Source organism: Micromonospora yasonensis, from assembly GCF_026013475.1.
GTDB lineage: Bacteria > Actinomycetota > Actinomycetes > Mycobacteriales > Micromonosporaceae > Micromonospora > Micromonospora yasonensis.
Window position 1 is genome coordinate 1 of record NZ_JAPDPH010000209.1, and the last position, 12134, is coordinate 12134.

General features: G+C 74.7%; 13 protein-coding genes. 5 read left to right on the forward strand and 8 right to left on the reverse strand.

Annotation, left to right across the window (positions count from 1 at the left end):
• Window positions 1-109: 109 nt before the first annotated feature.
• The 5 genes from ONA70_RS29160 to ONA70_RS29180 all read right to left on the reverse strand — a co-directional run bounded on the left by ONA70_RS29160 (window position 110) and on the right by ONA70_RS29180 (window position 2844).
• Complete coding sequence (locus tag ONA70_RS29160; RefSeq protein WP_265009700.1) at window positions 110-322, reverse strand: hypothetical protein; 213 nt, start codon at window positions 320-322, stop codon at window positions 110-112.
• A 162-nt stretch (window positions 323-484) separates the two neighbouring features.
• A complete protein-coding gene (locus tag ONA70_RS29165) occupies window positions 485-748 on the reverse strand; it encodes a hypothetical protein (RefSeq protein WP_265009701.1) in 264 nt (87 codons plus the stop codon).
• A gap of 107 nt (window positions 749-855) precedes the next feature.
• Window positions 856-1317, reverse strand: a complete 462-nt coding sequence (locus tag ONA70_RS29170; protein WP_265009702.1) for an SRPBCC family protein — start codon at window positions 1315-1317, stop codon at window positions 856-858.
• A 55-nt stretch (window positions 1318-1372) separates the two neighbouring features.
• Window positions 1373-1789, reverse strand: a complete 417-nt coding sequence (locus ONA70_RS29175; protein ID WP_265009703.1) for a DUF2795 domain-containing protein — start codon at window positions 1787-1789, stop codon at window positions 1373-1375.
• Between the two features lie 92 nt (window positions 1790-1881).
• Entirely contained in the window at window positions 1882-2844 is a 963-nt protein-coding gene (locus tag ONA70_RS29180) for a YihY/virulence factor BrkB family protein (protein ID WP_265009704.1), read from the reverse strand.
• A 143-nt stretch (window positions 2845-2987) separates the two neighbouring features.
• Between ONA70_RS29180 and ONA70_RS29185 the strand changes: the two genes are divergently transcribed.
• Window positions 2988-3392, forward strand: coding sequence for a ChaB family protein (locus ONA70_RS29185; protein ID WP_265009711.1), 405 nt, complete (start codon window positions 2988-2990; stop codon window positions 3390-3392).
• 58 nt (window positions 3393-3450) lie between these two features.
• Here the strand turns inward: ONA70_RS29185 and ONA70_RS29190 are convergent, their stop codons facing one another.
• Entirely contained in the window at window positions 3451-4884 is a 1434-nt protein-coding gene (locus ONA70_RS29190; RefSeq protein WP_265009705.1) for an aldehyde dehydrogenase family protein, read from the reverse strand.
• A 72-nt stretch (window positions 4885-4956) separates the two neighbouring features.
• On the opposite strand from ONA70_RS29190, the gene ONA70_RS29195 reads away from it, so the two are divergent.
• A complete protein-coding gene (locus ONA70_RS29195; RefSeq protein WP_265009706.1) occupies window positions 4957-6561 on the forward strand; it encodes a phytoene desaturase family protein in 1605 nt (534 codons plus the stop codon).
• Window positions 6562-6641: 80 nt separating this feature from the next.
• Here the strand turns inward: ONA70_RS29195 and ONA70_RS29200 are convergent, their stop codons facing one another.
• Both ONA70_RS29200 and ONA70_RS29205 read right to left on the reverse strand, forming a co-directional pair.
• Window positions 6642-7409: a polyprenol monophosphomannose synthase gene (locus tag ONA70_RS29200; protein ID WP_265009707.1), complete on the reverse strand. Its 768-nt coding sequence runs from the start codon at window positions 7407-7409 to the stop codon at window positions 6642-6644.
• A 96-nt stretch (window positions 7410-7505) separates the two neighbouring features.
• On the reverse strand, window positions 7506-7952 hold the full coding sequence (locus ONA70_RS29205) for an SRPBCC family protein (RefSeq protein ID WP_265009708.1): 447 nt from the start codon (window positions 7950-7952) through the stop codon (window positions 7506-7508).
• Window positions 7953-8132: 180 nt separating this feature from the next.
• Here ONA70_RS29205 and ONA70_RS29210 point away from each other — a divergent pair, with 180 nt between their 5' ends.
• The 3 genes from ONA70_RS29210 to ONA70_RS29220 are packed head-to-tail and all read left to right on the forward strand — an operon-like array spanning window position 8133 to window position 11994.
• Entirely contained in the window at window positions 8133-9821 is a 1689-nt protein-coding gene (locus ONA70_RS29210; RefSeq protein WP_406601263.1) for an HAD-IIIA family hydrolase, read from the forward strand.
• Window positions 9818-10792 (forward strand): glycosyltransferase, encoded by a 975-nt coding sequence (locus ONA70_RS29215; protein ID WP_265009709.1) that lies wholly within the window; start codon window positions 9818-9820, stop codon window positions 10790-10792. Before ONA70_RS29210 ends, ONA70_RS29215 begins: the two co-directional genes overlap by 4 nt.
• Window positions 10777-11994 carry a glycosyltransferase gene (locus ONA70_RS29220; protein ID WP_265009710.1) on the forward strand — a complete coding sequence of 406 codons (1218 nt, stop codon included), beginning with the start codon at window positions 10777-10779 and terminating at the stop codon, window positions 11992-11994. The genes ONA70_RS29215 and ONA70_RS29220 overlap by 16 nt, the downstream gene beginning before the upstream one ends.
• Window positions 11995-12134 lie beyond the last annotated feature (140 nt).

Consider the following 12134-nt stretch of genomic DNA (forward strand, 5'->3'; position numbering starts at 1 on the left):
CCCGCGAGGAACTGGTCGGCGGCCGACGGCACCTCTACGAGGCGGAGATGAAGGAACAGCGCCGCAGCCCGGGGCGGCCGGGGCACGAGGCGCGCCCCGACGCCGGGGGCTAGTCCGAGGAGCGGGCGTCCGCCGGCCGGCGGCGCATCGCGTCGTCCGCGATGATGACGGTCGCGACCATCAGCGCCACCACCAGGCTGAACAGCCAGGAGCTGTCGGAGACGAGCTTGGCGGCGACGGGCGCCTGAACGGCGGCGAGCAGGAAGCCGAGCCAAGCCAGGCGGCGCTGACGCGGGGTGAGGAAGCCGGTGCCCTGTTGCATCCCGAAAGTCTTACGCGGCACCGGGGCACCGCCGTCCGCCGTTCGGTCGATTCTGGATGGGCTGTCCGTTTTCTCGACCGTCCGTACCTTACGTGTCGTCGTTTCGGCGGAGGTCGAGTGGAGTTGCCGGCCGCGCCGACCGGGCCCGGCCCCGGGCGCCGATCACATGTTGTCCGGGCCGGTCCGTCCGGTGGTCGATGGCCGGTACGCCCGGTCCGCGTCGGTCATCTCCCGGCGCTCGGCCTCCGGGCCGGCGCCCCGGTCCACCGCCTCGGGCCCGTGGCCGAACGTGGCCTCCTCACCGGCGTCGTTGCCGGTGGCGTCGTCGGCCTGCCCGTCGAGGGTCGACCGCGCGATCGCCCGGTCCAGCTCGTGCAGGGAAGTACGGTCCTCGTCGCGCCACACGTGGCGGTCGTTGTCGGTCATTCCCCAGCGGTACCCGGGCTGGATGATCGCAAACGGCCGCCGGAAGACGCGGCGATGGCCGCCGGTGCTCCGGCGGCCATCGTGAGCTGTCTGTCCGGGGCGACGGATCAGGGGGTCGGCCGGTCGACCGAGCCGCGCCAGGCGCCGGTCTCCTGACCGCGTCGTTCGATGAACTGCTTGAACCGCTGCAGGTCGCCCTTGGCCCGCCGGTCCACCACGCCGAGCTTGTCGCCGGCCTGCTCGACCACGCCGTGCGGTTCGAACTCCATCTGCAGGGTGACCCGGGTGTGCCCCGGGTCGAGGCGGTGGAAGGTCACCACGCCGGCCTGCTGGGTGCCTCCGGTGGAGCGCCACGCCACCCGCTCGTCCGGCAACTGCTCGGTGATCTCGGCGTCGAACTCGCGCTTCACGCCGGCGATCTCGACCGTCCAGTGGGTCATCGTGTCGGAGACCTGCCGGACTTCCTGGACGCCCTCCATGAAGTGCGGAAACTCCTCGAACTGGGTCCACTGGTCATAGGCGGTCCGGATCGGGACGGACACGTCCACGTGTTCCATAACGCCACTCATGTCGGGATCCTCCTGTTCGGCCGGTGTCATCGCCGCGGATCGTGGGCCGATCCGCTCACCAGCGCGTCGTCTCGTTCTTGTGCCCGAGCGCGGCCCACACCTCGGAAACCGTCTGGTATCGGGTGCCCTCGGGCAGGCGTTCCAGGGCGTCGACGATGTCGGCCGGCGCCTGGTTCTCCCGTGCGTTGGCGACCAGCGTCTCGCGGTCCCCCGGCAGGGCGGTCATCGTGATGAACCGGCCGAGGCGGCTGCGCCCCTCGACGTCGTCCATGCTCATCCCCTGCGGGTTGCCGCCGCGGCTCGCGCCGGCCGTGAGCGTCTTGGGCTCCGGCTGGTCCTCGCCCGCCGGCTCCGGCTGGCGGGACTCCTCGACGCGCGAGCCCCCGGCCCCCGGCCCCTGGATCAGGCCGCTGACATCCTGGCTCATGTTGTCGTCGACCCTCGGCGAGTGCTTGCTGTTGCCACGTTCCATGCCGACAGACATGCCCGAGGGGACCGCCGGTAAACCGGGGCGTCCCGTCGGCCCGGTCATCGGGCCACGAACCGTCCCGGACCGGTCACGACTCATCCGCGCGGCGGCAGGGCCGGGTCGTCCGGGTCGTCGCCGGCCTGGATCCGCCGGCCGCGCTGGAGTTCCGCGTTGACCTGCACACCCAGCATCAGGGCGCAGTTGGACAGGTAGAGCCAGACCAGGAACGCGATGACCGCGCCGAGGCTGCCGTACGTGACGTCGTACGAGCCGAAGTTGGCGACGTAGAGGCCGAAGCCGAAGGAGACGAGCACCCAGGCCAGCAGGGCCAGCGCGCCGCCCGGGGTGAGCCAGCGGAACCGGGGCTGCCGGACGTTCGGGGCGATCCAGAACAGCAGCGACAGCAGCGTCATCGCCACCACGGCCAGCAGCGGCCACTTCGCCACCGTCCACACCGCGCGGGCCACCCCGCCGGCGTGCAGCAGGTTGCCCACCGCGTCGGTGACCGGACCGCTGACGATCAGCCCGGTGGCCACCACGGCGAGCAGCAGCAGCGACACCGCGGCCAGCCCCATCTGCAGCGGACGCAGCCGGTAGAAGGGACGGCCCTCCTCGACCCCGTAGACGGCGTTGGAGGCCCGGGTGAACGCGCCGATGAACCCGGACGCCGACCAGAGCGCGCCGAGCAGACCGAAGCTGAGCAGCGCCTTCGCCGGGCCGTGCTGGGTCACCACGCCCCGGACCGCGCTGACGAAGGCGTCGTTGCCGACCACCGAGCCGGCCCCGATCTCGCGGGCCAGGTCGATCACCGTGTCGACCGTCCGCTCGCCGTCGGAGACCAGCCCGACCAGGGCGACCACCACGACGGTGGCGGGAAAGAGCGCGAGTACGCCGTAGTAGGTGAGCGCCGCGGCCCAGTCCGCGCAGTTGTCCTTGACGAAGTTCCGTCCGCTGCGCACCAGCACCCCGCGCCAGGTCGCCCAGCTGAGCTGGCGCATCCGCCGGGGGAAGCGGGCCCGCCGCTGACCGGTCGGCGTCGGCTCCGTCGTCGTTGCCATGGCCGCTCCCTTCGCCGGCGGGCCGCACCTCCCGCGCGTGGCCCGGCGGTACCCCGTGGTGAAAATCGACAAACCGGGTGCCGGTTTGCCCTCGCGACGTGGGGGAACGGTTCTGGGTACGCATCGAGACGGAGGAGGACGAGATGCCCGGGCGCGAGGTACTGCCCAGCACGCTGCGACGCTCCCCGGACAAGGCGCAGCGCACCTGGGAGAAGACGCACGACTCGGCGGTGGAGACGTACGGCGAGGGGGAGCGGGCGCACCGCACCGCGTTCGCCGCGGTCAAGAACCAGTTCGAGAAGGTCGGCGACCACTGGGAACCGAAGGGCCGCAAGGGTCCGAGCGACCGGCAGGCCGCCGGCGGTGGCCCGGAACGGCGTGCCCCCACCGCCGCCGGGGTGGACGCCAACGCCCGCAAGGAGCACCTGATGGAGGTCGCCAAGAAGCTGGACGTCCCGGGCCGGTCCCGGATGACCAAGCCGGAACTGGTCAAGGCGATCCAGAAGGCGAACGACAAGGCGACTCGCGAGGCGCGCGGCGGCCGCTGACCGCCGGTGACGACACGGGAGCCCGGGACCGCCGGTCCCGGGCTCCCGTGCTGCCGGCTCACCAGTGGCCGCCGCCCGGAGCCTCGATGTGCACCGTCTTGACCGCGCTGAACTCGTCCAGCAGCTCCGGGCCGTACCCGAACCCCTGGCCGCTGCCGCGGCGCGGCTGCGCGGCACCGCCCGGCGCGCCACCGAACACCGCGTTGACCTTCACGGTGCCCACCGGCAACTCCCGCCAGGCCCGCTGGGCGTGGCTCATCGACCCGGTCAGCACCGTGGCCGCCAGCCCGTACGGCGAGTCGGCGGCGCAGCGCAGCCCCTCGCTGAACGAGTCGACCACGACGACCGGGGCGACCGGCCCGAACGTCTCCTCGCGGACCAGCGCCATCTCGTGCCGGCAGTCGCTGACCACGGTGGCCGGGTAGAAGGCGCCCGGCCCGTCCGGGATCGCCCCGCCGGTGCGGGTCCGCGCGCCCTCGGCCACCGCCGCGGTGACCTGCCCGTGCACGTGGTCCCGGTGCCGCCGGTCGACCAGCGGCCCGAGCTGGGTCTTCGGGTCCCGCCCGGGTCCCACGGTGAGCGCCTCGGCGCGCTCGACCAGCGCGTCGACGAAATCCTCGGCGATGTCCCGGTGCACGTAGATCCGCTCCACCGCGACGCAGATCTGCCCGGCGTTGGCGAAGCAGCCGACCGCGGCCTGCTCGGCCGCCCAGACCGGATCGACGTCGGCGTCGACCACGAGGGGGTCGCTGCCGCCGTTCTCCAGCAGCACCTTCGCCCCGGTGCGCGCGCCGGCGGCGGCGATCGCCCGGCCGGTGGCGGTGGAGCCGACGTGCGCCACCACGTCCACCTCCTGACCGGCCAGCGCCGCGCCGACCTCCGCCCCGCCGGTGAGCAGCGACAGCACCCCGGCCGGCAGGGCCGAGTCCAGGGCCTTCGCCAGCAGCCAGCCGGTCGCCGGGGTGCGCTCGCTCGGCTTGTAGAGCACCACGTTGCCGGTGACCAGGGCGGCGCCGAGCAGCCCGCAGGAGACCGCCACCGGATCGTTCCAGGGGGTGATCGCGGCGACCACGCCGCGCGGCTCGGGCGCCATGAAGTCCATCGAGGCGCGGTCGCCGTGCAGGGTCCGGCCACCCCGGACCGGGGCCAGCTCCGCGTACTGCCGCAGGGTGCCGATGCCGGCCGCCACGCCGCCCCGGGCGTCGTCCAGCGGCTTGCCCATCTCCGCCGTGGTGGCCTGCGCCAGCTCCTCGGCCGCGGCGGCCACCGCGTCCGCCGCCTGGTGCAGCGCCGCCGCCCGCTCCGCCGGGGCGGTCGCCGCCCACTCCGCCGCCGCGCCCCGGGCGGCCTCGACCGCCTTCGCCACCTCGTCCGCCGTCGCCACCGGCACGGTGGTCACCGGGGAGCCGTCCGCCGGATCGGGTACGACCAATTCGCCTCCCTCGCCACCCGCGCCCCACACTCCACCTATGAGCTGCGCAACCGTGTACATGCGTCGGGGAGTGCCCCGGTCCGGGCCAGGCAAACGCGTTTCGTCCGGTGAGCGGCCGGGTAGGCGGGCCGGATGACTTCGACCGGCACGTCGAGCGCGGACGCCGTCGTCATCGGGGCCGGGCACAACGGCCTCGTCGCCGCGAACCTGCTGGCCGACGCGGGCTGGGACGTCCTGGTGCTGGAGGCCACCCAGGCTCCCGGCGGGGCGGTCCGCTCCGCCGCGGTGACCGCACCCGGCTACCTGAGCGACCTCTACAGCTCCTTCTACCCCCTCGGGTACGCCTCCCCCGTGCTGCGCGGGCTGGACCTCGGCCGGTACGGGCTGCGCTGGACGCACGCCCCGGACGTGCTGGCCCACCTGCTCCCCGACGGGCGCGCGGCGGTGGTCAACCGGGATCTCTCCGCCACCGCCGCGTCGCTGGAGGCCTTCGCGCCCGGCGACGGGGAGCGCTGGCGGCAGGCGTACGCCGACTGGCGCCAGGTGGCCGAGCCGATGCTCGAGACCATCACCACGCCCTTCCCGCCGGTCAGGGGCGGCCTCGGGCTGCTGCGCCGGCTCCGGGTGTCCGGGGCGCTGCGGCTGGCCCGCCGGCTCGTGCTCCCGGTCCGTAGGCTCGGCGAGGAACTCTTCGCCGGCGACGGCGGGCCGGCGCTGCTGGCCGGCTGCGCGCTGCACACCGACCTGTCGCCCGAGGAGGCCGGCTCCGGGGTGTACGGCTGGCTGCTTGTCATGCTCGGCCAGCAGGTCGGCTGGCCGGTGCCGGTCGGTGGCGCCCAGAAGATCACCGACGCGCTGGTGGCCCGGCTGGTCGAACGGGGCGGCCGGATCGACTACGGCACCCGGGTCGACCGGGTGCTCACCGCCCGGGGGCGGGCGATGGGCGTCCGCACCGTCGGCGGCGCCACCTGGCGGGCCCGCCGGGCGGTCCTCGCGGACGTCCCCGCCCCCGCGCTCTACCTGGACCTGGTCGGCGCGGCGGCGCTGCCGCCCCGGCTGGTCGAGGACCTGGCCCACTTCAGGTGGGACGGCTCCACGGTCAAGGTCGACTGGGCGCTGTCGGCGCCGGTGCCGTGGCAGAACCGGGCGGTGGCCGGCGCGGGCACCGTGCACCTGGGCGCGGACCTGAACGGGCTGACCACGTACTCGGCGGAGCTGGCCCGGGGCGAGGTGCCGCAGGACCCGTTCCTGCTGGTGGGGCAGATGTCGGTGGCCGACCCGAGCCACTCGCCGCCGGGCACCGAGTCGCTCTGGTCGTACACCCACCTGCCGTTCCGGCGGCACTGGCGGGCCGAGGAGGTCACCGCCCACGTGGCGCGGATGGAGGAGGTGCTGGAAAAGGCCGCCCCGGGGTTCCGCTCGCTGATCGTCGGGCGGCACGTCGCCGGCCCGGCCGAGTTGGAGGACGGCGACCCGAGCCTGGTCGGCGGGGCGCTCAACGGTGGCACCGCGGCCGCCTACCAGCAGCTGTTCCTGCGGCCGATTCCCGGGCTCGGCCGGGCGGACACCCCGGTGGACCGGCTCTTCCTGGCCAGTTCGTCGGCGCATCCCGGCGGCGGGGTGCACGGCGCGCCCGGCGCGAACGCCGCCCGGGCCGCCCTGGCCCGGGACCGCGTGCTCACCGGCGGCCTGTACGCGGGCCTCATCGACGTGGCGCACCGGGCGGTGTACCGCTGAGCCCGGGCGCCGGGCCGGCTTGCCCCGTCCGGGCTGTCGCTGTCGGTGACAACCCGGACGGGCCCGTTGCGCGAGTGGCGTCAGCGGTCCAGCTTGCGGTGCTTCACGCGCAGCTTGAACGGCATCAGGGCGCTCTCGATCTTGGTGGCGGTGGTCATCTTCGAGATGCCGTCGCGCCGCTCCTCGAAGCGGATCGGCACCTCCAGGATCGTGTGGCCCAGCTTGGTCGCCAGATAGTGCATCTCCACCTGGAAGCTGTAGCCGTTCGACTGCACCCGGTCCAGGCCGATGTCGCGCAGCGCGTCCGCCCGCCAGATCTTGAAGCCGGCGGTCAGGTCACGGATCCGCACCTGGAGCAGGGTGTGCACGTAGAGGTTGGCCCAGCCGCTCAGGGCACGCCGGTACAGCGGCCAGTTCTCGTCGAGCTCGCCGCCCGGCACGTACCGGGAGCCGATGACCACGCCGGCCTGGGTGGAGAGCAGTGCGCCGAGCATGCCGGGCAGCGCCTCCGGCGGGTGCGACAGGTCGGCGTCCATCTGCGCGACGAAGTCGGCGCCGTCCTCCAGCGCCCGGCCGATCCCGTCCACGTACGCCCGGCCGAGGCCCTCCTTGCCGGGGCGATGCACCACCGTCACCCGCTCCGGGTGCTCGATGGCCAGCTTGTCGGCGACCTCGCCGGTCCCGTCCGGCGAGTTGTCGTCCGCCACGAGCACCTTCAGACCCGGCAGCGGCAGGCCGAGAAGCCGCTCGACCAGCACCGGGAGGTTGGCCGCCTCGTTGTAGGTGGGAACGACGACGGTCAGGCGTGCGTCGCGCCACGGGGCGGGCAACTGCACGGGTTCGATCATCACGGACTTCCTCGGTCGGCCGACAGGTTCACCTGAGAGGGTAGCCAGTCCGCCCGGTGCGCTCCGCACAGACGCCCGTCCGGAGCGTCGCGGAGGTCAGCGCGCCGCCTTCCGCCGGGTGGCGATGTCGGAGAGCCGGTTCAACGTCTCCCGGTTGCGCTGGTGCAGCACCAGGTCGTTGAGTTTGTTCCGGATCCAGTGCAGCGGGCCGGCCACGAACTCCTCGCCGATGATGACCCGGGTGCGGTCGCCGGGCAGCGGGTCCAGGGTGAAGGCCACCTTCGCCTCGCCCGCCGGCCAGATCCCGGCCCGGAGCACCAGCCGGTGCGGTGCCTCGCAGGCCAGCACCGTGGAGGTGTCCTGCAGCGAGAGCGGCCACGGCCCGGCCCGGTGGTGCAGCCGGCTGCCCGCCCGCGGCCAGGTGGCGTCCACGTCGCGTACGTGCGCGGTGCCCACCACCCAGTCGCTGTAGGTCCACCCGTCGGCGAGGACGTCGAAGACCCGCTCCGGGGGCGCGTCGATCACTTTCTCCACAATCGCCACTGATGTGACCTACCCCGGCCCGATCCGCCGTTAACGGCCCGCCCGGGTTAGCTTCTCGGGAGCGGCGGGTATCGCCGGACCGGGCCGGTGGGTGCGGTACGGGTCGTCCGGCGAGCACCGGCGGAGGCCGCTCCGTCGAAGTTGATGTTTACTCCTCGGGGGGTCGGGAACCCGCCGCCCGTGCGACGGGACCACGAGCGGGATCAGTGCAGGTCAGCCGGGGTTGACCCGGGTGTTGGCCGGTGCCCGCGCGGCCTGTACGACGCGGTCCTGCTGGACCGGGACGGCACGCTCATCGAGGACGTGCCGTACAACGGCGACCCGGAGAAGGTCCGGCCGGTGCCGGGCGCGCGGGAGGCGCTGGACCGGCTGCGCGCGGCGGGCCTGCGCCTGGCGGTGGTGAGCAACCAGTCGGGCCTGGCCCGGGGGTGGTTCACGGCCGAGGATCTGCGCCGGGTCAACGCCCGGGTGGAGGAGCTGCTCGGGCCGTTCGACACCTGGCAGATCTGCCCGCACGGGGAACCGGACGGCTGCGCCTGCCGCAAGCCCGCGCCGGGGATGCTGCACGCGGCCGCGCGGGCGCTCGGGACCACCGCAGCCCGGTGCGTGATGGTCGGGGACATCGGCGCGGACATGGCGGCCGCCGCGGCGTCCGGCGCCGCCGGCATCCTGGTGCCCACCCCGGCCACCCGCTCGGCGGAGGTGGCCGCCGCGCCGACCGTCGCGGCGGACCTGCCGGACGCGGCGACCGAGATCCTGCGCCGGATGCGGCTGGTCGCCGCGCCCGCGTCGCCGCCCCGGCGAGGCACCGTCCTGGTGGTGCGCAGCGACGCCGCCGGGGACGTACTGGTCACCGGCCCCGGCATCCGGGCGGTGGCGGCCGGCGCGGACCGGGTCGTGCTGCTCTGCGGGCCACGCGGCCGGGCGGCGGCCGAACTGCTGCCCGGCATCGACGAGATCATCGACTGGCCACTGCCCTGGATCGACGCCCCCGCCCCGCCCGTCGACCCGGCCGCCATGCACGACCTCGTCGCCCGACTCACCGCCACCGACGCCGACGAGGCCGTCATCTTCACCTCCTTCCACCAGTCCCCCCTACCCCTGGCCCTGCTGGCCCGCATGGCCGGCATCAACCGGATCAGCGCCATCAGCGACGACTACCCCGGCTCCCTGCTCGACGTACGACACCGCGTCCCCGCCGGCGTACCCGAACCCGAACGCGCCCTCTCCCTCGCCGCCGCGGCCGGCTTCGCGCTGCCCGCCGACGACGAGCCCGGACTGCGGCTCCGGCTGGACCGGCTGCCCCCGGCGCCCGCCGTGCTCGGCGCGCCGGGCTACGTCGTGCTGCACCCCGGCTCCTCGGTGGAGACCCGGGCCTGCCCGCCGGAGCTGGCCACCCGGATCGCCCGGGTGCTCGCCGCCGCCGGCTACCGGGTGGTGGTCACCGGTGGCCCCGACGAGCGGGAGCTGACCGCCCGGGTCGCCGCGGCCGGCGGGCTGAACCTGGGCGGGCGCACCGGGCTCGGCGAACTGGCCGCGGTGGTGGCCCGGGCGGGCGCGCTGGTGGTCGGCAACACCGGTCCGGCGCACCTGGCCGCCGCGTTGGGCGTACCGGTGGTCAGCCTCTTCGCCCCGACCGTCCCGTTCGGGCAGTGGGGACCGTACCGGGTGCCGACCGTGCGCCTCGGGGACGCCGGGGCGGCCTGTCGGGACACCCGGGCCACCCGCTGCCCGGTGCCCGGCCACCCCTGCCTGACCGACCTGGAACCGGGACGGGTGCTGGAGGCGCTGCGCCTGCTCGGCGTACCCGCCGACGCGCCGGAGCCGGTCGTCGGGGCGGTCCCGGTGCCGGGTGGGGTGGCGCGATGAACGTCCTGGTCTGGCACGTGCACGGCTCTTGGACGACGTCGTTCGTGCACGGCAAGCACCGCTACCTGGTGCCGGTCACCCCGGACCGGGGCCCGTACGGGCTGGGCCGGGCGCGGACCTACCCGTGGCCGGACACCGCCGTCGAGGTGACCCCGCAGGAACTGCGCCGCGCCGAGGTGGACGTGGTGCTGCTCCAGCGCCCCGAGGAGGTCGACCTGGCCGGCGAGTGGCTGGGCCGCCGGGTGGGCCGCGACGTACCGGCGATCTATGTCGAGCACAACACCCCGAAGGGAGACGTGCCGAACACCCGCCACCCGATGGCCGACCGGGACGACCTGCTGCTCACCCACGTCACCCACTTCAACGAGCTGTTCTGGGACAACGGCGCCACCCGCACCACCGTCGTCGAGCACGGGGTGGTGGCCCCGGCCGTCGAGTGGACCGGCGAGCTGGACCGGCTCGCCGTGGTCATCAACGAGCCGGTACGCCGCTGGCGGGTCACCGGCACCGACCTGCTGGCCCGGTTCGCCGACATCGCCCCGCTGGACGTCTACGGCATGAAGGTGGCCGGCCTCGCCGACCACCTGGGCCTGCCCCCGGAGCGGCTCACCAGCCACGACGACGTGCCGCAGCACGCCCTGCACGCCGAACTCGCCCGCCGGCGGGCGTACCTGCACCTGTGCCGCTGGACCTCCCTCGGGCTGAGCCTGATCGAGGCGATGACCATCGGCATGCCCGTGATCGCCCTGGCCACCACCGAGGCGGTGGAGGCGGTGCCACCGTCGGCCGGCGCCCTCTCCACCCGGGTCGACGCGCTGCTGGAGGCGGCCCGGGTCCTCGTCGACGACCCGTCGGCCGCCCGTCGGGCGGGCGCCGAGGCCCGGGCCGCCGCCCGGAACCGCTACGGCCTGGAGCGTTTCCTCGCCGACTGGGACCGGCTGCTGGAGGAGGAAGTATGCGCATCGCGATGATCTCGGAGCACGCCAGCCCGCTCGCCATCCTCGGCGGGGAGGACGCCGGTGGCCAGAACACGCATGTCGCGGAGCTCTCCGCCGCGCTCGCCGCCGCCGGCCACGAGGTGCGGGTCTACACCCGGCTCGACGCCGTGGACCTGCCCGTGACGGTCCGCACTCCCGACGGGTACGACGTGGTGCACGTGCCCGCCGGACCGGCCGAGCCGGTGGCCAAGGACGACCTGCTGCCGTACATGCCGGCGTTCGGGGAGTGGCTGGCCGAGCGGTGGCGCACCGGCGAATGGCAGCCCGACGTGGTGCACGCGCACTTCTGGATGAGCGGTCTCGCCGCCCTCGCGGCCGGGCGACGCACCGGGGTGCCGGTGGTGCAGACGTACCACGCGCTCGGCACGGTGAAACGGCGCCACCAGGGCGCGCAGGACACCAGCCCGCCCGGCCGGCTGGCCCACGAGCGGGAGCTGGGCCGCTCGGTCGACCGGGTGGTCGCCCAGTGCCAGGACGAGGTCGCCGAGCTGGTCCGGATGGGGGTGCCCCGGTCCCGGATGACCGTGGTCCCGTCCGGGGTGAACCTGTTCACCTTCGCCCCGCTCGGCCCGGTCGCCGAGCGGGACGCCGACCGGCCCCGCATCCTCACCGTCGGTCGGCTGGTGGAACGCAAGGGCTTCCAGGACGTCATCCGGGCCACCGCACTGGTGCCCGACGCGGAGTGCGTGATGGTGGGCGGCCCGCCGGCCGGACTGCTGGAGACCGACCCGTACGCGCTGCGGCTGCGGGCCCTCGCCGAGTCGTGCGGCGTCGCCGACCGGGTCAAGCTGATCGGCGCGGTGCCGCGCGAGGAGATGGGCCGCTGGTACCGGTCGGCGGACGTGCTGGTGGCCGCCCCCTGGTACGAGCCGTTCGGGCTCACCCCGCTGGAGGCGATGGCGTGCGGGGTGCCGGTGATCGGGACCGCGGTCGGCGGCCTGATCGACACCGTGGTGGCGGGACGCACCGGTGACCTGGTGCCGGCCCGGGACCCGGCGGCGCTCGGCGCGGCGATCCGGGGGCTGTTCGGCGACCGGATCCGGCGTTTCGCGTACGCCACGGCGGCGCTGGAGCGGGCTCGCACCCGCTACTCCTGGTCGAGCACGGCGGAGCGGCTGGCGGCGCTGTACGCCGAGGTGTCGACCGTCCGTCGGCCCACCCGGGTGGTCGCCTGATGGCGGCGCCCGGTCCCGCCGTCGGCGGCACGGTGCTGGAGGACCACCTCACCCACCTGGCCGCCGCGCTGCTGCCGTTCCGGCAGTCCGAGCGGTTGCTCGCCGGCTGGGGCGGGGAGCTGGCGCAACGGCTGGCCGGT